Source organism: Caballeronia sp. GAFFF2, assembly GCF_023631485.1.
Taxonomy (GTDB): Bacteria; Pseudomonadota; Gammaproteobacteria; order Burkholderiales; family Burkholderiaceae; genus Caballeronia.
In genome coordinates this window covers 171636-192229 of record NZ_JALQDA010000009.1, presented here as the reverse complement: position 1 = coordinate 192229, position 20594 = coordinate 171636, and the positions used below count along the sequence as shown (strand labels likewise).

The 20594-nt window shown below is 63.3% G+C and carries 19 protein-coding genes; 13 read left to right on the top strand and 6 right to left on the bottom strand.

Annotated elements, in window-relative coordinates; translation table 11 throughout:
• Positions 1-79 precede the first annotated feature (79 nt).
• On the top strand, positions 80-1753 hold the full coding sequence (locus tag NCT04_RS06270; RefSeq protein WP_250464410.1) for an electron transfer flavoprotein-ubiquinone oxidoreductase: 1674 nt from the start codon (positions 80-82) through the stop codon (positions 1751-1753).
• A gap of 136 nt (positions 1754-1889) precedes the next feature.
• Here NCT04_RS06270 and aroC read toward each other — a convergent pair whose 3' ends face one another.
• The 3 genes from aroC to NCT04_RS06255 all read right to left on the bottom strand — a co-directional run bounded on the left by aroC (position 1890) and on the right by NCT04_RS06255 (position 5641).
• Positions 1890-2996: a chorismate synthase gene (aroC, locus tag NCT04_RS06265; protein WP_250464408.1), complete on the bottom strand. Its 1107-nt coding sequence runs from the start codon at positions 2994-2996 to the stop codon at positions 1890-1892.
• A 52-nt stretch (positions 2997-3048) separates the two neighbouring features.
• Complete coding sequence (locus NCT04_RS06260) at positions 3049-4992, bottom strand: MFS transporter (RefSeq protein ID WP_250464406.1); 1944 nt, start codon at positions 4990-4992, stop codon at positions 3049-3051.
• 196 nt (positions 4993-5188) lie between these two features.
• Positions 5189-5641, bottom strand: coding sequence for a CBS domain-containing protein (locus NCT04_RS06255; protein ID WP_244827687.1), 453 nt, complete (start codon positions 5639-5641; stop codon positions 5189-5191).
• A 239-nt stretch (positions 5642-5880) separates the two neighbouring features.
• Between NCT04_RS06255 and NCT04_RS06250 the strand changes: the two genes are divergently transcribed.
• From NCT04_RS06250 to NCT04_RS06240, 3 genes are all read left to right on the top strand, one after another.
• Complete coding sequence (locus tag NCT04_RS06250) at positions 5881-7233, top strand: O-acetylhomoserine aminocarboxypropyltransferase (protein WP_250464404.1); 1353 nt, start codon at positions 5881-5883, stop codon at positions 7231-7233.
• On the top strand, positions 7230-8060 hold the full coding sequence (locus NCT04_RS06245; protein WP_250464402.1) for an alpha/beta fold hydrolase: 831 nt from the start codon (positions 7230-7232) through the stop codon (positions 8058-8060). Before NCT04_RS06250 ends, NCT04_RS06245 begins: the two co-directional genes overlap by 4 nt.
• Positions 8061-8382: 322 nt before the next feature.
• Complete coding sequence (locus NCT04_RS06240) at positions 8383-8703, top strand: Mpo1-like protein (protein WP_244827684.1); 321 nt, start codon at positions 8383-8385, stop codon at positions 8701-8703.
• Between the two features lie 9 nt (positions 8704-8712).
• On the opposite strand, the gene NCT04_RS06235 is transcribed toward NCT04_RS06240, so the two are convergent.
• Complete coding sequence (locus NCT04_RS06235; RefSeq protein WP_370652103.1) at positions 8713-10020, bottom strand: YihY family inner membrane protein; 1308 nt, start codon at positions 10018-10020, stop codon at positions 8713-8715.
• Between the two features lie 95 nt (positions 10021-10115).
• On the opposite strand from NCT04_RS06235, the gene wrbA reads away from it, so the two are divergent.
• The 5 genes from wrbA to NCT04_RS06210 all read left to right on the top strand — a co-directional run bounded on the left by wrbA (position 10116) and on the right by NCT04_RS06210 (position 14308).
• Positions 10116-10730, top strand: coding sequence for an NAD(P)H:quinone oxidoreductase (gene wrbA, locus NCT04_RS06230; RefSeq protein ID WP_244827682.1), 615 nt, complete (start codon positions 10116-10118; stop codon positions 10728-10730).
• A 27-nt stretch (positions 10731-10757) separates the two neighbouring features.
• Positions 10758-11144: a DUF2069 domain-containing protein gene (locus NCT04_RS06225; protein ID WP_250464400.1), complete on the top strand. Its 387-nt coding sequence runs from the start codon at positions 10758-10760 to the stop codon at positions 11142-11144.
• Between the two features lie 147 nt (positions 11145-11291).
• Positions 11292-12752, top strand: coding sequence for an FAD-binding oxidoreductase (locus NCT04_RS06220; protein ID WP_250464398.1), 1461 nt, complete (start codon positions 11292-11294; stop codon positions 12750-12752).
• Entirely contained in the window at positions 12749-13552 is an 804-nt protein-coding gene (locus NCT04_RS06215; RefSeq protein WP_244827679.1) for a metallophosphoesterase, read from the top strand. The genes NCT04_RS06220 and NCT04_RS06215 overlap by 4 nt, the downstream gene beginning before the upstream one ends.
• 30 nt (positions 13553-13582) lie before the next feature.
• Positions 13583-14308, top strand: coding sequence for an SOS response-associated peptidase (locus NCT04_RS06210; protein WP_250464396.1), 726 nt, complete (start codon positions 13583-13585; stop codon positions 14306-14308).
• A gap of 2 nt (positions 14309-14310) precedes the next feature.
• On the opposite strand, the gene NCT04_RS06205 is transcribed toward NCT04_RS06210, so the two are convergent.
• Positions 14311-14475, bottom strand: coding sequence for a hypothetical protein (locus tag NCT04_RS06205; RefSeq protein ID WP_244827677.1), 165 nt, complete (start codon positions 14473-14475; stop codon positions 14311-14313).
• Positions 14476-14625: 150 nt separating this feature from the next.
• Positions 14626-15564 carry a LysR family transcriptional regulator gene (locus tag NCT04_RS06200; protein WP_244827676.1) on the bottom strand — a complete coding sequence of 313 codons (939 nt, stop codon included), beginning with the start codon at positions 15562-15564 and terminating at the stop codon, positions 14626-14628.
• Positions 15565-15730: 166 nt separating this feature from the next.
• Between NCT04_RS06200 and NCT04_RS06195 the strand changes: the two genes are divergently transcribed.
• Genes NCT04_RS06195 through NCT04_RS06180 form a run of 4 tightly spaced genes read left to right on the top strand, consistent with a single transcriptional unit; the run spans position 15731 to position 20522 of the window.
• Positions 15731-17260 (top strand): efflux transporter outer membrane subunit, encoded by a 1530-nt coding sequence (locus NCT04_RS06195; protein ID WP_250464394.1) that lies wholly within the window; start codon positions 15731-15733, stop codon positions 17258-17260.
• Positions 17261-17271: 11 nt separating this feature from the next.
• Positions 17272-19425, top strand: a complete 2154-nt coding sequence (locus NCT04_RS06190; RefSeq protein WP_250464392.1) for an FUSC family protein — start codon at positions 17272-17274, stop codon at positions 19423-19425.
• The gene (locus tag NCT04_RS06185) at positions 19415-19615 is read left to right on the top strand and encodes a DUF1656 domain-containing protein (RefSeq protein ID WP_250464390.1); all 201 of its coding nucleotides are present in this window, start codon (positions 19415-19417) and stop codon (positions 19613-19615) included. Before NCT04_RS06190 ends, NCT04_RS06185 begins: the two co-directional genes overlap by 11 nt.
• A 46-nt stretch (positions 19616-19661) precedes the next feature.
• The gene (locus tag NCT04_RS06180; RefSeq protein WP_244827672.1) at positions 19662-20522 is read left to right on the top strand and encodes an efflux RND transporter periplasmic adaptor subunit; all 861 of its coding nucleotides are present in this window, start codon (positions 19662-19664) and stop codon (positions 20520-20522) included.
• Positions 20523-20594: the final 72 nt, after the last annotated feature.

Below are 20594 nucleotides of genomic sequence, written 5' to 3'. Positions count from 1 at the left end.
AGGTCGGTTGCAGCCTGCCTGACGTTCGCTGACAATACGCGATCTTAAAAGGCCATTCTAACGGTACAGAGGAGCATTGATGACCCCGGCGAGCCTTATCGAGCAGTACGGTCCCCGCGAATCGATGGAATACGACGTCGTCATCGTCGGCGGCGGGCCAGCCGGTTTGTCGGCGGCTATCCGGTTAAAGCAGCTTGCGCAAGAAAAAGGCGTCGAAATCGGCGTGTGCGTGCTGGAAAAAGGTTCGGAGATCGGCGCGCACATTTTGTCGGGCGCGGTCATGGACCCGCGCGGTCTGTCCGAACTCATCCCCGACTGGAAGGAAAAAAACGCACCGCTCGACGTCGAAGTGACCGAAGACCGCTTCCTCTTTCTCACGCAGGACAGCGCGAAGCAGGTGCCGAACTGGCTGCTTCCCGACAACTTCAAGAATCACGGCAACTATGTCGTGAGTCTCGCCAACGTCACGCGCTGGCTGGGCGCGCAGGCGGAGGAACTGGGCGTCGAGATCTTCCCGGGCTTTCCGGCCGCCGAAGTGCTGTACAGCGACAGTGGCGCGGTGAAAGGCGTCGTCACCGGCAATCTGGGCATCGGCAAGGATGGCGAGCCGACCGAGAACTTCCAACTCGGCATGGAATTGCACGCGAAGTACACGCTCTTCTGCGAAGGCGCGCGCGGGCATCTCGGCCGTCAGTTGATGGACAAGTTCAAGCTCAATCAGAATGCCGATCCGCAGGTATATGGCATCGGCATCAAGGAATTGTGGGAGATTGATCCCGTCAAGCACAAGCCGGGGCTCGTTATCCACACGGCGGGCTGGCCGCTCGATCCCGACACGTACGGCGGCTCGTTCCTTTATCACATGGACAACAATCAGGTGATGGTGGGCTTCGTGGTCGGGCTCGGCTATTCAAACCCGTATCTTTCGCCGTTCGAAGAGTTTCAGCGCTACAAGACGCATCCGGCCATTCGCCCGTTCCTCGAAGGCGGCAAGCGCATTTCCTACGGCGCGCGCGCCATTACCGCGGGCGGCCTGATGTCGTTGCCAAAGCTCGTGTTTCCGGGCGGCGCGCTGGCCGGCGACGACGCGGGCTTTTTGAACGCATCGCGCATCAAGGGCAGCCACGCGGCGATCAAGTCCGGCAAGATGGCCGCCGAAGCCGCCTTCGACGCGGTGCAGGCGGGCCGTCAGAGCGACGAGTTGAGCGCCTATCCAGAAGCCTTCGATACTTCCTGGCTCAAGACCGAACTGCATCGCGCGCGCAATTTCAAGCAGTGGATGAGCAAGGGCCTGTACCTCGGCACGTTCATGGTCGGGCTGGAACAGAAGGTCATGGGCGGCAACGTGCCGTGGACGCTGCATCATCAGCATTGGGATCACGAGATGCTGAAGCCCGCGTCGCAGAGCAAGCCGATCGTTTATCCGAAGCCGGATGGCAAGCTGACGTTCGACAGACTTTCGTCGGTGTTCATTTCGAACACGAATCACGAAGAGAATCAGCCGGCGCATCTGACGCTGAAAGACCCGAGCGTGCCGGTGAACGTGAATTTGCGGACCTATGCAGGTCCGGAAGGACGTTATTGCCCGGCAGCGGTGTACGAGTTCGTGAAGACGGACGATGGCGGCGAACGTCTGCAGATCAACGCGCAAAACTGCGTGCATTGCAAGACATGCGATATCAAGGACCCAACGCAGAATATCGTGTGGGTGACGCCTGAAGGCGGCGGCGGGCCGAATTACCCGAATATGTAATCGGGTGAGATGGTGGGCTGCGCGTAGGCGCGGCTGTCGTACGGCGCCGGTCTTGAACCGGCGCCGTGCTTATTTCGGCGAGGATAACGCCGGCGCGGTCAAGCCTGCCGTTCAGAAAAGCGCAATCAACGCGCAATCAACTAGCCGGCGTATGCGCCGCAATCTTCGGTGTGCCGACGACGACATCGCCGTTCTGCGCACGATGCCTCAGCGCGTGGTCCATTAGCACGAGCGCAAGCAGGGCCTCGGCGATAGGCGTCGCGCGGATACCCACGCACGGATCGTGACGGCCGAAGGTCTCGACAGTCGCGGGCGCGCCCGATTTGTCGATCGACTGCCGCGCCGTGCGAATGCTCGATGTCGGCTTGATCGCAATCGACACGGTGATGTCCTGCCCGCTCGAAATGCCGCCGAGGATGCCGCCCGCATTGTTGGTCGCGAAACCTTCGGGCGTCATTTCGTCGCCATGCTGCGAACCGCGTTGCGCCACGCTCGCGAAGCCCGCGCCGATCTCGACGCCCTTCGCTGCATTCAGGCCCATCATCGCCTTGGCGATGTCCGCATCGAGTCGATCGTAAAGCGGCTCGCCCAAGCCGACCGGCACGCCGCTCGCGACCACTTCGATGCGCGCGCCGACCGAGTCGCCGTCGCGCCGCAAGTTGTCCATGTACGCTTCGAGCTGCGGCACCACGTCGGCATTCGGCGCGAAGAACGGGTTCTCGCGCACATGTTCCCAGCCGACGAACGGAATGGGAATCTCGCCGAGCGCGCTCATGTAGCCGCGCGTTTCCACGCCGAACTTTTCGCGCAACCATTTCTTCGCGACCGCGCCTGCCGCGACTGTCGGCGCCGTCAGACGCGCTGACGAACGGCCACCGCCGCGATAGTCGCGCACGCCGTATTTCTGCCAGTAAGTGTAATCGGCGTGACCGGGGCGGAAGGTTTCGACGATATTGCCGTAGTCCTTGCTGCGCTGATCCGTATTGCGGATAAGCAGCGCGATGGGCGTGCCGGTGGTCACGCCTTCGAACACGCCCGAGAGAATCTCGACCTGATCCGCTTCCTGGCGCTGCGTCACGTGGCGCGACGTGCCGGGACGGCGGCGGTCCAGTTCGACCTGGATATCGGCCTCGGTCAGGGCCATGCCGGGCGGGCAGCCGTCGATCACGCAGCCGATCGCCGGTCCGTGCGACTCGCCGAAGTTGGTGACGGTGAAAAGCGTGCCAAGGGTATTGCCGGACATGAGCGTCGACCTTAGAAAAGTGCCGGGGAAACCGACATTATGCCAGTGGCATCTAGCGCCGCGCCCCGCGCAACGCCGTCACGATCTGCTGCAAACGTTCCGGCGTCGCCTCTTCCGGCGCGATCGGTTCGCCTACCGCCAGCGTCAGGCGGGTCATGACGCCGCGTTGGATAGGCCGCGGCCAGCGCGCATCTTCATGACGCGAAAACACGCTGCCCCACAAGCCTCGCAGCGCGACCGGCACGACCGGCGCCGGATGCCGCCGCAGGATCTGCGAAATGCCGTGCCTGAACGGATTGATCTCGCCCGTACGCGTGAGTTTGCCTTCGGGAAAGATGCACACGAGCTCGCCCTCTTCGAGCGCTTCGGCGCATTTCTGGTACGCGCGTTCGAGCAATTCCGCGTCTTCGTGCGCGGGCGCGATCGGAATCGCCTTCACATGGCGGAACAGCCAGCCGATTACCGGCGAGCGAAAGATGCGGTGATCCATCACGAAGCGGATCGGGCGCGGACTTTCGGCCATGATGACGATGGCATCGACGAAACTGACGTGATTGCACACCAGCACCGCCGCGCCGCGCGATGGAATGCGCTCGGCATCCACGAGACGAATGCGGTAGAACGTATGCACCAGCACCCAGGCCATGAAGCGCAGCAAAAACTCCGGCACGAGCGAATAGATGTACACGGCGACAACCACGTTGAGCAGCGCGGTCGCGAGAAAGAGCCCGGGAATGCCTACGCCGAGCGCCGTGAGCCCGAGCGCCATCAACGCCGAGACGATCATGAAGAACGAGTTCAGGATATTGTTCGCGGCGATGATGCGCGCCCGATGCGTCGGCTGGCTGCGCGCCTGGATCAGCGCGTAGAGCGGCACGCTGTAGAAGCCGCCGAACATGGCAAGGAGAAAGAGGTCCGCGAGAATGCGCCAGTGCGGCAACGCGAGCAGAAACTCCGCAACGCCGAGCAGATGCCCCGCCGGCGCAATCCGATGACTGGCAAAGAACAGATCGATGGCGAACACGCTGATGCCGATGGACCCGAGCGGCACCAGTCCGATCTCGACGCGCCGCTTCGACAGCTTCTCGCACAAGAGCGAACCCGTGCCGATGCCGAGCGAAAACGTCGCGAGGAGAATGGTGACGACATCGGGGTTCGCGGAGAGCACGTCCTTCGCGAAGTTGAAGAACGACGTGAGAAAAGTCGCGCCGACGAACCACAGCCATGAAATGCCGAGCAGGCTCAAGAACACGGTACGGTCGGCTTTCGCGAGCTTGAGATTGCGCCACGTCTCCGAGACCGGATTCCAGTTGATGCGCAAATCCGGCTGCGACGCCTTGGACTTCGGAATGAAGCTCGATACGACGCGCCCAAGGATCGCGAACGCGAGACACGCAGCCGCGAGCACCATCGCCCCGTGTTCGACCGCACCCGCCGCCGCCCCGCCGACGATCGTGCCGATGAGAATCGCGACGAATGTGCCCATTTCCACGAGCCCGTTGCCGCCGACGAGTTCGGAAGCCTCCAGATGCTGCGGCAGATACGCATACTTCACCGGCCCGAACACCGTGGAGTGCACGCCCATCAGAAATGTGCAGACGTATAAAAGCGGCGCGCTATGCAGCACGAAGCCCGCGCCGCCAACCAACATGACGAGAATCTCGAAGCTCTTGACCAGGCGCGCGAGCGTGGCCTTGTCATATTTGTCGGCGATCTGGCCGGAGGTCGCGGAGAACAGCACGAACGGCACGATGAAGATGGCCGAAATGAGGAACGCGGCCGTGCCCGGATCGACGCCGGAAAAGCGCGCCGCCTGAAACGTGACGAGCGACGTGAAGCCGACCTTGAAGACGTTGTCGTTCATCGCGCCTAGAAACTGCGTCCAGAAGAACGGCGCGAAACGGCGTTCGCGCAAAAGACCGAACTGGCCTTTCTCTTCGTGGCGTGCGGCGCGGGATGCGCGCGACGAGGCACGCGACGGATTTTCACTACTCATGGCTATCTACAAAAATTGATCCGGAGTTGATCGCGAACCGGGCTTGAATGGCGCCGCGCGATCGAATGCGGATGTCACGGGAAAAGAAGCTCGAAGCCTGCAAAGGCGTTCGAGCCGGACGAAAAAAAGCGCGCCACCGGGGCGCGCTTCCATGGGGTGTCACGCGAAGCGTCGAAGCGTTGGATCGGGCAGGTGCTCAGCGCGCTTCTTCCTGTTGCTCAGGCCAGTCGCGTATATACGCTTTCAGCATGCGATTCTCGAAGCCTTGTTCCTCGACGACCGCGCGCGCGACATCATAAAACGAGATCACGCCCATCAGCGCGCGATTCTCCATGACCGGCAAGTAACGCACGTGATGCTCGAGCATCATGCGCCGCACTTCGTTGACGTCCGTTTCGGGCGTGCAGGTGAGCGGATGGTCGTCCATGATCTTGCGGATGCTCGTTGTGCCGACGCTGCCGCCGTTGTCGCGCAAGGTGACGATGATTTCGCGGAAGGTAAGCATGCCGGCCAGATCGCCGTATTCCATGACGACGAGCGAGCCGATGTCATGCGCCGCCATGGCGTCGATTGCTTCGGCGAGCGGCGTGTCGGGCGTGACCGTGAATAGCGCGTTGCCCTTTACTTTCAGAATGTCGCTGACTCGCATGACTGTCTCCTCGCGAAATGCCTGTTCAATTGCCGAACGTTCTTGAAACCATGTTTCGATGCTATCGGAAAGGCCCGCAAAAAGAAAGCAAAGCAGCCTTGTCTGGCCATTCGGATAAGGCTTTGCGGGCCGATTCCCCATTCGATGCGCGCGTGTTCGCCCTAGGTTTTCCCGCGCGAGGCGGATGTTACGATGATCGACCGCTATTTTCCTGACCTGCTCCGCACAGGCCGCCAACCATGCCCGCCAACCGCTTCGACACGCTCGCGCTGCACGCGGGCGCCGCGCCCGACCCCGTGACCGGGGCGCGCGCCACGCCGATCTACCAGACCACGTCGTTCACCTTCCGCGATACCGATCACGCCGCCGCGCTCTTCAACATGGAGCGCTCGGGGCATGTCTATTCCCGCATCTCGAACCCGACGGTGGCGGTTTTCGAGGAACGCGTGGCGGCGCTGGAAGGCGGCGCCGGTGCAATCGGCACGGCGAGCGGCCAGGCGGCGCTGCATCTGGCCATCGCCACACTGATGGGCGCGGGCTCGCACGTCGTGGCATCGAGCGCGCTGTATGGTGGCTCGCACAATCTGCTGCACTACACGCTGCGGCGCTTCGGGATAGAGACCACCTTCGTCGCGCCGCACGATCTCGATGCGTGGCGTCAAGCGGCGCGTCCGGAAACGCGCCTCTTCTTCGGCGAAACGCTCGGCAATCCGGGACTCGACGTGCTCGATATCGCGGGCGTCGCGGAGATCGCGCATGAACATGGCGCGCCGCTGCTTGTGGATTCGACCTTCACCACGCCTTACCTGCTGCGACCGTTCGAACACGGCGCCGACCTGGTCTACCACTCCGCGACCAAGTTTCTGGGCGGTCATGGCACGACCATCGGCGGCGTGCTGGTGGATGGCGGCACGTTCGACTTCGCGGCGAGCGGACGCTTCCCCGAATTCACCCAGCCTTACGACGGCTTTCACGGCATGGTCTTCGCCGAGGAAAGCACGGTTGCGCCGTTCCTGTTGCGCGCGCGGCGCGAAGGGCTGCGCGACTTCGGCGCGTGTCTGCATCCGCAGGCTGCGTGGCAGTTGCTTCAAGGCATCGAAACGTTGCCGTTGCGCATGGATAGGCACGTTGCGAATACGCGCAAGGTGATCGAATTCCTGCTGAGTTCACCGGCAGTCGAAGGCGTGGCTTATCCCGAACTGCCGACGCATCGCGACCATGCGCTCGCCAAGAGGCTTCTGCCGCGCGGTGCGGGCGCGGTGTTCAGCTTCGATCTGCGTGGCGGCGTGCCGGCGGCGCGCAAGTTCATCGAGTCGCTGACGCTGTTTTCGCATCTCGCCAATGTCGGCGATGCGCGCTCGCTCGTCATCCATCCCGCCTCGACCACGCACTTTCGCATGGACGCGGCGGCGCTCGCCGCGGCGGGTATCGGTCCGGGACGTATTCGTTTGTCTATCGGACTGGAAGATGCGGACGATCTCATCGACGATCTCAAACGCGGGCTCAAAGCAGCGCAAAAGGCGGCCGAAAGCGCAGAGAGCGGCAAAAGCAGCGAAGGCTCACGCGCCGCGCCGCTTGGGAGCCGCGCATGATGTTCGATATCGCCGGGCGCCCGGCCTATGCCTACACCGGCGGCAAACCGTTCGATGCCGCCAGGCCAACGATCGTCTTCCTGCACGGCGCGCAGCACGATCACAGCGTTTGGGGCTTGCAGACGCGTTACTTCGCGCATCACGGTTTTGGTGTGCTCGCGCCCGATCTGCCCGCGCATGGCCGTAGCGCCGGGCCCGCGTTGAGCACCATCGCCGCGCTCGCCGACTGGACGATTCACCTTCTCGATGCAGCCCAAACGGACAAGGCCATTTTCGTCGGGCACAGCATGGGTTCGCTAGTAGCGCTCGATGCCGCCGCGCGCCATCAGGCCCGCGCGCTCGGACTGGCGCTCGTCAGCACGGCCGCACCGATGGCCGTCTCCGACATGCTTCTCGATGCCGCGCGCGAACACGAGCCGGAAGCGATCGATATGGTCAACCAATGGTCGCATTCGACCATCGCCGCGAAACCGTCGGCTCCGGCGCCCGGATTCTGGTTGCGAGGCGTCAACCAGCGCCTGATGGAACGCATCAGCGCTCAAGGCGAGGCGCAGCTTTTTCACACCGATTTCAGCGCGTGCAACGGTTACGCGGATGCGCTCGAACGCGCTGCAACGGTGCAGTGTCCGGTACTCATACTGAGCGGCAAGCGCGATGTAATGACGCCGCCCCGCGCCTCCCGCCCGCTCGTCGAGGCGATGAAGCGTGCGGGCGCAACGGTGAGCGCGGTCGAATTGGACGGCGGTCATGCGCTAATGGCCGAGCAACCGGATGCCGTGCTGGACACGTTGTTTACGTTCGCGCTGAAGTGTGCGGGGGAACGGTAAGCGCTTTCGAACCGATTGACGATTCTGCGCTGTTGGCCGAGGAACCGGACGCGTCGTTTGTCTTGGCGCCGAAGTGTGTGGGGAAGCGGTAAGCGCTTCCGGTCTGAGTCACGATTCTGCGCAGATAGCCGGGTAATCGGGCACGTCGTTTGTCTTGGCGCCGAAGTGCATGGAAATCCGGTTAGCGCGTGGTTTGCAATAGTTGAACGCCTCACGCGTATCAAAGCCTTGCATCGCTTGCACCACCATGCGCGCCGTCGCAGAATGAATCTTGCTGGCGTATTCGTCAGGTGGAAGGCACCGCATCGACCCGCAGGCGATCATGGCGCAGACGACACACGGAGAACACTTCGCGAACTTCGCCGAGTTCTATCCGTACTATCTGGACGAGCATCGCAATCTGACATCGCGTAGGCTGCACTTTTTAGGCTCACTCGGCGTGATTGGCTGCATTGCCATGGCCATCGCCACCGGCGACTGGCTCTGGCTGCCGGCCGCCGTGATCTGCGGCTACGGCTTTGCGTGGATCGGCCACTTCTTTTTCGAAAAGAACCGCCCTGCCACCTTTCGCCATCCGGTCTATAGCCTGATGGGCGACTGGGTAATGTTCAAGGACATCTGCATCGGCAGGATCTCGCTTTGAACCGCGCACTCAGGCCGGTTGCTGCGGCATGGAAGAACGCGGTGTTTCGAGCAGGCGCGGGTTTGTGAGCGCCGCCGCGCGCGCCGCGACGAGTGAATTGAGCGTGGCTTCGAGCCTGTCGTTTTCGAGCGCTTCCATCAGCGCCGTGCGATCGAGATGCGTGGCATCGAGACGCAATTGATAATCCAGTTCCTCCCGGTCGATCACGAACTGGTCGAACAGCATGGTCATGGTGATGTGCGCCGGGTTGGCGATCAACACGAAACGCGGCATCTTCGAGTCTTCGAGCCGGCCGATCCAGCCGAGCGCATCGAGCCGCGTGATCAAGCGCGTGGAGGTATCCAGATCGCAACGCGCCATCTTGGCGAGTTCCATCGCCGTGTAGCCAGGCTTGCCTTCGTCGCGCAATTCGACGAGTCGCGCGAGTATTTCGAGCGCGTAAAGCAAGTCGCTGCCCGGAAACTCGCGCCGATGATATTGCCCGATGCGAATGGCCGGCAACGCGGACGTCACCATTGCACCGACGAGCGCGATCATCCAGCAGAGATAAACCCACAGCAGAAACACCGGCAGCGCGGCGAACGCGCCATACACGGCGGTGTAAGTGGGAATACGCCGCACGTAGTAGCCGAAGCCGCGCTTGCCCAGTTCGAACGCCACCGCTGCAATCAGCCCGCCAATGACGGCATCGCGCCATTCGACCTTGCAGTTCGGCATGAACACGTAAATGATGGTGAAGGCAAACACCGTGAGCGGCAACGAAACGCCCGTGAGCGCCCATTCGACGATAGGCGGCATGAGATTGTGCGACCCCGCGAACGCGATCGAATGCGCGAACACGTAGGACGAGATGGAAAGACTGCAGCCGAAGAGAATAGGCCCGAGTGTAATGATGGCCCAATAGACCATGACGCGTTGCGCGAACGGGCGCGCCTTCTTCACGCGCCAGATGACGTTGAGCGCCGATTCGATGGTCATCATGGTCATCACCGAGGTGACGAACAGGATAATGAGGCCGACCGTGGTCAGGCCCTTCGCTTTCGCGGCAAACTGGTTCAGATAATTGAAGATCTGCGTGTTGATCTGCGTCGGCATCAGGTGCGCCGCCAGGAAGTCCTGCAACGACGACTGGAACGAACCGAAAATGGGAAACGCGGTGAAGAGCGCGAACGCGACGGTTGCGAGCGGAACGACGGACAGCACGCTCGTGAACGTGAGACTGCCCGCCACCTGCGCGACGCGATCCTCGCCAAGACGCCGCGCGACGAAACCGGCGAGACGCTTGACTGCCGCGAGATCGATGAAAACGTGCCGCAAACGCATTCTCCCAAGCGAGGCCGCGTGAGGCTATTGCCCTGCGCGCCCCTAAAAACAGGCTAATCCCTATAATAGCCGTTCACTAAAAAAGCCTTATGAACGACATCCTCGTGCTCTACTACAGCCGCCACGGCGCGACCCGCGAGCTTGCGCTCGCCATCGCCCAGGGCGTCGACAGCGTTCCTGGCATGGCCGCGCGGGTGCGCACGGTGCCGCCGGTTTCCACCGTCTGCGAAGCCACGCAGCCCGACATTCCCGCCGACGGCCCGCCTTACGCCGAGCTGCGCGATCTGGAGGAATGCGCGGGTCTTGCGCTCGGTTCGCCCACGCGCTTCGGCAACATGGCCGCGCCGCTCAAATATTTCCTCGACGGCACCACGCCGCAGTGGCTGTCCGGCGCGCTCGCGGGCAAGCCGGCGAGTGTCTTCACCTCCACCGGCAGCCTGCACGGCGGCCAGGAAACCACGCTGCTCTCGATGATGCTGCCGCTTCTGCATCACGGCATGCTGATCGTCGGCATTCCTTACACCGAGTCGCGCCTGACTACCACGCAAAGCGGCGGCACGCCTTACGGCGCATCGCATCATGCGCGCACGGGCGACGCCAGCCAGCACGGCATCACCGCCGACGAGAAAGCGCTCGCCGTCGCGCTCGGCGCAAGGCTCGCGCGCACCGCGCTCGACCTCGTGCGTGGCGCGAAGGCCGCTTAAATCCGTTTGAACCCGCTTAAGCCCGCCATGACCGCACCTTCGCTGACCGAGCCGCGAACGAACGCGCCGCTTGCCATCGGTGCGCTGACGAGTCTTGCCGCGCTCATCGTGCTCTCGCTTCTCTGGGAGCTGTGGCTCGCGCCGCTGCGTCCCGGCGCATGGGCACTCGCGTTGAAAGCACTGCCACTTGCATGCGCGCTGCCCGGTGTCATCAAGCGCAACGTCTATACCTTGCAATGGGCTTCGATGCTCGTTTTGCTCTACTTCGCCGAAGGCATCGTGCGCGGCATGACCGATACCGGCCTCTCCGCGCGCCTCGCCTGGCTCGAAACTTTGCTTGCGTTCGCATTCTTCGTCTGCGCGCTCGGCTTCGTCGCCCCCTTCAAACGTGCGGCGCGTGCAAGAAAACGCTGAATCGTTCGCTTTTTTCCATACGGACGTGATGCTTTTTAGCACGGATCGAAACGCTGCGCGCGGCCTATGCCATTCGGCCGAGGCGCAAGCCGCGCCCCGCTGCGCGATACTGTCGACTACGCTACACGGTCCAATCTGCCCTCATCCATGACTGCCTCTCACGCCCCGTTCATCGCCGCCTGCACCGAACTGCTCGGCGCGTCCCACGTTCTCACGCACGATCACGACACCGAGCCGTTTCTCGTCGACTGGCGCAAGCGCTATCGCGGCAATGCGTGCGCCGTGCTGCTTCCCGCCGATACCGCGGAAGTCGCCGCCGTCGTCGGACTCGCGCATGAACACGGCGTGGCCATCGTGCCGCAAGGCGGCAACACGGGACTCGCGGGCGGCGCAACCCCCGACGAGAGCGGCGCGCAAGCGGTGTTGAGCCTGCGCCGCCTGAACCGCATTCGCGGTATCGATCCGCATAACAACACCATTACCGTCGAAGCAGGCGTCGTGCTCGCCGAAGTCCAGGCGCGCGCCAAAAGCGCACAACGTCTCTTCGCGCTGAGTCTCGCGGCCGAAGGCAGTTGCACGATCGGCGGCAACCTCTCGACCAACGCGGGCGGCACGGGCGTTCTGCGTTACGGCAACACGCGCGAGTTGTGCCTGGGCCTCGAAGTCGTGACGCCGCAAGGCGATATCTGGGACGGCCTGCGCGGATTGCGCAAGGACAACACCGGCTACGATCTGCGCGATCTGTACATCGGCGCGGAAGGCACGCTCGGGATCATCACGGCGGCGGTGATGAAACTGCATCCCGCGCCGGTCGCGCGCGTGACGGCGCTCGCGGGTCTTGCCTCGCCGCACGCCGCACTCGATTTCCTGGCAATGGCGCAACGTCACGCAGGTGCGCTCCTGACCGGCTTTGAGCTCATGTCCGACTTCTCGATGCGCCTCGTCGGCCGGCATTTTCCGCAACTGCGTTATCCGTTCGGCGAACCGCACGCGCAAACCGTGCTGCTCGAACTCTCCGACAGCGAAAGCGACGAACACGCCCGCGCGCTCTTCGAAAGGCTGATGGAACAGGCTATGGAAGAAGGTATCGTCGAAGATGCCGTGGTCGCGGAAAGCCTGGCGCAGTCGCAGGCTTTCTGGGACTTGCGCGAGCATATCCCGCTCGCGCAGGCGGAGGAAGGGCTGAACATCAAACATGACATTGCGGTGCCGATCTCGAGCATCGGCCGCTTTATCGAGGAAACCGACGCGATCATCGCTCGAGCCACGCCTGGCGCGCGCATGGTGACCTTCGGACATCTGGGCGACGGCAATCTGCATTACAACGTGCAGGCGCCCGAAGGCGTCGATCAGAAGCAATTTCTCGAAGCGTTCCAGACGCCGATCAACGCACTCGTCTACGACCAGGTGCATGCGCATCGCGGCAGTATCAGCGCGGAGCACGGTCTCGGGCAACTGAAGGTGGACGAAGCGATGCACTATAAATCGGCCGTCGAGGTGCGCCTCATGCAAAGCATCAAGGCCGCGCTCGATCCCGAGAATCGCATGAATCCGGGCAAGGTCGTGCGCTGGGCGCAAGCCGGGACAAGGAAGGAGAACATCGCATGAAGATACGCGTGCTGTCGGACCTGCATCTGGAAAACGACGAGCCGCTCGCGATTCCTTATGCCGAAGCCGATCTCGTCGTGCTGGCGGGCGATATCCACAATCACGCCGAGGGCGTGCGTTGGGCGGTGGAGAATTTCGGTTCGGATGTGCCTATCGTCTATGTGCCGGGCAATCACGAGTACTACGACGCCGAATTCGGCGCGATGGAAGTCGCCATGCTCGACGCGGCGCAAAGCGTGGACAACGTGCATTACCTGAACAACGCGGCGCTCGTCGACCGGCGCGGCGCGTGGCGCGTTCTCGGCACGACGCTCTGGACCGACTTCGCGCTGTTCGGGTCGAGCGACGAAGAAATCGGCCGCGCGCAGGAAGCGTGCATCAAGGTCATGCTGGATTATCGAGGGCTGATCCAGCTCGCGTGGCCGGAGCAAGACGGCGAACCCCGCGCGTTCGCACCGGAAGATTCCCTCGCGCTGCACGAGCAAGCGCGCGCGTGGCTCGAAAACGAATTGGCCAGACCGTTCGCGGGCCAGACGATCGTCGTCACGCATCACGCGCCGTTGCGCGAAAGTCTGTCCGAGCGGTATGCGACGGATATCGTGTCGGCGGGCTTCGTCAATCATCTGCCGACGCTCGCCCGCACGCCCGCCGCGCTTTGGATTCACGGCCACACGCATACGTCGTTCGACTACACGGCGAATGGGACGCGCGTGGTCTGCAATCCGCGCGGCTACTTCGACCGTCGCTCCGGGCGCTGGGAAAACGAACAGTTCGCCTGGGACAAGGTCGTCGAAATCTGACGGAGCAACGCGAATAACGGGAGCCAAGCCATGTGCGGCCGAATCAGCCAGTACCGACTGCCGATGCATTACGCGCAACGTCTGCATCTGAAGAACCCGTTCGTACTCGTCGATGCCGCCGACCGGCGACCCGGCTACAACTTGTCGCCGGGCACGCATCCGCTCGCCGTCTATCCCGACGAATCGATTCGCGCTGTGCATTGGGGATATTGCCCGCCGTGGGCGATACAAAAGAAGTTGCCGCAGACCATCAATGCGCGCGTCGAGACGGCGTCGACCAGTGCCTATTTTCGCAATCTGTGGAAAAAAGCGCGCATTCTCGTGCCGGCGGATGGCTGGTTCGAATGGCGAATCGAGCCGCGTCCGGGCGAATTGGCGACCAAACCCGCCGCCGCGAAGCCCCTCAAGCAACCGTATTACATTCGACGCGCCGACGGCGAGCCCATGTTCCTTGCCGCGCTCACGAGCATCACGCGCGAGGAGGACGCCGCGCAGCCCGGCGCGGGCTTCGTGATCGTCACGGCAGCAGCCGACGAAGGCCTCGTGGACGTCCACGACCGCCGCCCGCTGGTTTTCTCCGCAGCCACGGCGCGGCGCTGGCTGGACCCGGACGCATCAGCGGAGGATTTGGCGCGGCTCGTGAAGTCCGACGGCATGCCGGCTTCGCACTTCGTCTGGCACCGCGTTTCAACCGATGTGAACCGCGCCACCACGGACGAAGCGCGGCTCATCGAGCCGCTGGAAGCGCTTTTTTAGATTCAGCGGGTGCGCCGGTCGCGGTTGCTTTCGACGCGAATCGGGATCAGGCGCTTTCTTGCCTCTTCTTCCGACTGGGCACGCATGGCATTGAAAAGCTCGCGCGACGCCGGAACGGCGATCAACGACACAAGCGCGGCAAGAGCGAACATAAGTGGCGTGCTCATCAGACGAGTCCCCAAGATAAATGCAGTGAACGTGGACAGACAGTAGCAAATGCGGGTGAATCAGGAGTAAGCAAGTGTTGCGCCGCAGCTTATTTCGTAACCGGACTTCGGTCAGCGCGCCGGAGCCGACAGCACTGACGGCAAGCATATTCAGCCTACTACGAACTCCTTGAGCGACTCGGAATCGGCGGCGAGCGTGTCGGGCAGCGCCTCGCGCAGAAACTCCACCCACGTGCGGATCTTGGCGTCCAGATACTGGCGCGACGGATACAGGGCGTAGACCGTCAGTTCCTGCATCGTGTATTGCGGCAGCACACGCACCAAAGTGCCTGCGCGCAAGGCGGGCAGCGCGGAGGACGTCGGCAATACGCCGATGCCCATGTTTTCCCGGATCGCCGTCACCATGGCGTCGGCCACGTTCACCGTGAAGGGCGAAGCGCCGAGACTGACCGTTTCCTGCCCGTTCGGACCGTCGAAGACCCAGCGGTCGGGCGGAAACACGGGCGTCATCAATTGCAGACAGGTGTGGCGCACCAGATCGGACAACACATGCGGCGTGCCGTGCTTCTCGATATACGCCGGTGACGCACATGCAATGCTGAACACCGTGCCGAGCCGCGCCGACACCAATGCGGAATCCGGCAACTCAGAAGCCAGCACCACCGACACGTCGTAACCCTCGTCCAGTAGATCCGGCACGCGTTGCGCCAAAGTCAGCTCGACCTGCACGGACGGATGACGCTGCTGATAGCGCGAGATCATCGGCACGACATAGTGCACGCCGAAGCTCGTCATCGAATGCACCTTGAGTTTGCCGGCCGGACGCGCGTGGGCGTCGCTGGCTTCGGCTTCGGCCTGATCGACGTAAGCGAGAATTTGCTCGCAGCGTTGCAAATAGCGCTCGCCCGCCTCGGTCAGCGCGATTCGGCGCGTCGTGCGATTGAGCAACCGCGTGCGCAGATGCGCTTCGAGGTCGGACACGGCGCGCGACGCGTAGGCGGTGGTCGTATTGAGATGCTGCGCGGCGGCAGTGAAACTACCCGCCTCGACGACGCGCGCGAACACGCGCATGTTTTGGAGCGTATCCATGACGCTTTCCCGTTTTTCGGCGTTTGTGTAGATCGAATTGTTACATGACCAGTAACAGCGATTATCGCAATCTCAGTAAGAATGCTTTACATCGTTACTGGTTATTCGACAATCCCTGCAAAAATATAATTCACTCTCAAATTCTATTCAATTTTGGGAGGGAATCGTGCGGAGTCGGTCGTTCAGTTACGCCGCTTATGCCGCGGTTCTTACGGCATTTTTAACAATCGCCGGATGCGCAGGTACGGGCAAGGTCGCGCCGCAAGATCCGCTGAAAGACGCGGCAACGCTCGATGTCGGCAACGCCATTCGCGCCGCCAATGCGGACGCCGCGTGGCCCGGCCAGGAATGGTGGCGCGCGTATCGCGATCCGCAGCTCGATGCCTGGATTACACGCGCAACCGGCGGCAACCCGACACTGGCGATGGCCGCCGCACGCGTTCGCGAGGCGCGCGAGGAAGCCGGCGTGGCGCGCTCGGCGCTTTTGCCGCACGTCGATGGCGCGATGAGCCTGCAACGCAAGCACTGGCCGGAGAACGACTTCTACGGCCCCGGCTACTACGGCGGCACGACTACGTGGGACAACACCGCCGGCCTTTCGCTCTCCTATGACCTCGATCTCTGGGGCCGCGACGATAACGCCGCCGAACGCGCGCTCGATGTCGCCCACGTGCGCGCGGCCGATGCCCGCGCCGCCCAGCTCGAACTCGAAACCAACGTGGTGCGCGCCTACATCGGCTTTTCGCAGGCGTTCGCGCTGCTCGATATCGCTCAACAGACGCTCGCGCAGCAGCAGCGCATCGCGGATCTCGCAGAGCGGCGTTTAAAAGGCGGCATCGGCACACAGCTCGAAGTGAGTCAGGCCGAAACGCCGTTGCCCGAGTACGAGCGTCAGGTCGATATCTATCAGGAAGAGATTGAGCTCGCGCGCCATCAGCTCGCCGCGCTTGCAGGCGAAGGTCCCGGCGCGGGCGATGCGCTCACGCGTCCCACGCTCGCGCTCGCGACGCCGCTGCCCTTGCCCTCGTCGCTGCCCGCCGAACTCGTGGGTCATCGGCCCGACATCGTCGCGGCGCGCTGGATGGTGGCGGCGCAAGCGCGCGGTATCGATGTCGCGAAGGCCGAGTTCTATCCGAACATCAATCTCGCGGCGTCGCTCACGCAGACTTTCGCGGGCGGCGCGCTGCTCAGCTTCCTCACGAGCAAGGCGACGGGTTATACATTCGGCCCGGCGCTGTCGTTGCCTATCTTCGAAGGCGGACGGCTGCGCTCGCAACTCGGCGCGGTGTCGGCGCAATACGACGTAGCCGTCGATCACTACGACGCGACGCTCGTCGCCGCGCTCAAGGACATCGCCGATCAGGTCGTGCGCGTGCGTTCGCTCGACACGCAGCTGGAAGCGTCGGGGCGCTCGGTCGCCGCCGCACGCAAGAACTACGACCTCGCCAACGCCGGTTATAAGCGCGGCCTGACCGATTACGTCAACGTGCTGATCGCGCAAGCGCAATTGCTGCGCGCGCAGGACGGCGAAGCACGCGTGCGGGCGCAACGGCTCGCAGCCTATGCAACGCTCACCTCCGCGCTCGGCGGCGGTATCGACGATCCCTCGAATGGTCCGCAAGAAACGGCGCTCGCGCCCGCGAAGCATATCGGCCCGTTCGGTTCGTCGCTCGGCGCGTCGTCCTCGGTGAAGTGAGGAGAACGTTCATGGCCACTGTTCTCATCGACAAGCGCGCATCGCTCGTGAACGCCTTCGCGGATTGGGCGCGCACCGACGGCCTCGCGTGGATCTACATCTTCAAGGCGGTGCTGGCGGCGCTGATCGCGCTATGGATCGCCATGCGGCTCGACATGCAGCAGCCGCGCACCGCGATGACCACCGTCTTCGTCGTGATGCAGCCGCAAAGCGGCATGGTGCTCGCGAAGAGCTTCTACCGTTTCTGCGGCACGATGGTCGGTCTCGTCGTCATGCTCGCATTCATCAGCCTGTTCTCGCAGCAGCCGGTGCTGTTTCTCTCGGCGACGGCGCTCTGGGTCGGCATCTGCACGGCGGGCGCGGCGCGCAATCGCAACTTCCGCTCGTATGGCTTCGTGCTCGCGGGATACACGGCGGCGCTGATCGGCATACCGGCGGCGCAGCATCCGGATGGCGCGTATCTGTCGGCCCTGACGCGGGTGGGCGAAGTGTCGCTCGGCATCGTGTGCGCGGGCGCCGTGAGCGCGCTCGTGTTTCCGCAACTCGCGGGCGAGCAGATCCGCACCACGGTGCGACGGCGCTTCACGCAATTCGTCGATTACGTCTGTCACGCGATGTCCGGCAAGCTCGAGCGCGCGCAGATCGAACGCACCAATCTGAGCTTCGTCGCGGATATCGTCGGCTTCGAGGCGGCGCGCAGTGTCGCGATTTTCGAGCATCCCGAATCGCGGCGGCGCGGCGGGCGGCTCGCGCGGCTGAATAGCGAATTCATGAGCGCATCCACGCGCTTTCACGCGCTGCATCAGTTGATGAACCGGCTGCGCGCAAACGCGTCGGGCACGACCATCGATGCGCTCGAACCGTTCATCCACGAAGTGCCGCCGCTGTTGCTGATTGCGGGCGAGCCGGTGCGCAACGCTGCCGACGCCGCGCACGCCGCCGCGCAATTGCGCGACTACAAGGCCGCGTTGCCCAAGCGCGTGCGCGCGACGCGTATCTCGCTCGAAGCCGCGCCCGGCTTCACCGCACTCGAATTCGATACCGCGACCGAGCTGCTTTATCGTTTCGTCGACGACATGCTCGCGTATGCCGACACCTACGCGTCGCTCGCGGCGCCGTCGCATGAACGCGAGCGCTGGGTCGCGCGTTACGTGCCCAAGACCAATCTGCTCGCGGCCGCGATTTCCGGCCTGCGCGGCGCGGTCGTGATGTTCGTCCTGAGCGCGTTCTGGATCGCGAGCGCGTGGCCGAGCGGCGGCACGATGGTGCTCAACGCCGCTGCCGTATGCGCGCTGGCGTCGTCGTCGCCACGGCCGACGCAGATGGCCGCGCAAATGGCTATCGGCACGACGCTCGCGAGCATCACGGGCATGATCGTCGTGTTCGGCGTGTTTCCGCATATCGACGGCTTCGTGCTGATGTGCGCGGCGCTCGTGCCCGCGCTCATGCTCGGCGCGTTCTTGACGACGCGTCGCTCGCTCGCGGGCGTGGGCATCGGCTACTGCATCTTCTTCTGCTTTCTCGCGGGGCCGGACAACCTCGTGCATTACGATCCGACCGGCTTCATGAACGACGCCATCGCGCTCGTCTTGTCGATGATCGTCTCCGCGATCGCCTTCGCCGTGCTCCTGCCGACCGATGCGCCGTGGCTGCGCCGTCTGCTGCTCGCGGACCTGCGCCGCGAAGTAGTGAGCGCGCGGCGCGGACGTCTCGCGCAACTGACGACGCATTTCGAAAGCCGCACGCGCGACCTGCTTTCGCAGATCAACGCGCTCGCTTCCGACAAGCCCGCGCTGCAACGCGAGGCCTTGCAGTGGCTCTTCGCGGTGCTCGAATTCGGCAATGCGGTGATCGATTTGCGACGCGAAATGGCGGGCTTCGAACGCGTCGTCAACCCGACGCTCGATGCGGTGGCGCGGCTCTTCGATCGGCCACGGCAAGCGCGTTTCGATGGCGCGCTCGTCGCGACGGAACACGCCATCGACGAGATGCAGGCCAGGCTTGCTTCGCAGGCTTCGGATTCGGATACGCCGCGTGAAGAGCGGCATCGGCTGCAACGCATCGTGAGTCATCTGCATTTCATTCGTACCGCGCTGCTCGACCCGGAATCGCCGTTCGCAGCGTTCCAACCGATTTCGCCTGAAGGAGCGTCCCATGCCGCGTGATACCGCGATTCTCGAAGCTTACGTGCCAACGCTGCTTTTGCTGTGCCTCGCGGGCGGGCTCGTCACCTGGATCATCGACCGCGTGCTGGCGCTGACCGGACTGTATCGCGTGGTCTGGCATCCGGCGCTGTTTCGCGCGAGCCTGCTCGTCTGCGTGTGCGGCGTGCTGGGTCTCGCGGTGTATCGATGATTCTCGACCGCTTCGTCGCCAACAACATATTCAAGAGAGTTGCATCATGCTGATCAGAAAACTCGTCGGCTTCGTCATGACGATAGCCATCTTCGCCGCGGCGCTCGTCATCGGCCGCATGCTGTGGGTGCATTACATGAACGATCCGTGGACGCGCGATGGACGGGTGCGCGCCGATGTGGTCAACGTGGCGCCGGACGTGTCGGGCGCGGTCGTGCAGATGCCGTTGCACGACAATCAGTTCGTGAAGAAAGGCGACTTGCTGCTGGAGATCGACCCGTCGCATTACCAGATCGCCGTCGAGCAGGCGCAGGCGAACGTCGCGGCGCGCGCGGCCGAGTTGCGCATGCGCCGGGCCGATGCGGCGCGTCGCGCGGACATGGACGCGCTGGTCGTCTCGAAGGAAGCACGCGAGAACTCCATGCAGACGGCATCGACTGCCGAGGCGCAGTTGCAGCAGGCGAACGCCGCGCTGGATGCCGCGAAGCTCAATCTGGAACGCACCAAGGTGTTTTCCCCGGTGGATGGCTATGTGACGAATCTGAACGTGTATCGCGGCGACTACGCGACGGCGGGCGCGGCGAAGCTCGCCATCGTCGATAGTCATTCGTTCTGGGTCTATGGCTATTTCGAAGAGACCAAGCTGCCGCATGTGAAGATCGGCGACAAGGCGCAGATTCGTTTGATGAGCGGCGGCGAGCTCACGGGTCACGTCGAGAGCATTTCGCGCGGCATTTACGATCGCGACAATCCGCAAAGCCGTGAGTTGCTCGCGGATGTGAACCCGACGTTCAACTGGGTGCGGCTTGCGCAACGCGTGCCGGTGCGCGTGAAGATCGATGATGTGCCGGAAGGCGTGCTGCTCGCGGCGGGGACGACTTGTACGGTGGTGATTGGGGCGATGTGAGGTACGAAGGGCGAGCAGCGCCGCTCATGCGACGGACGGGTTCGAGGTAAAGTCGAACGAAATTTTCGTTGC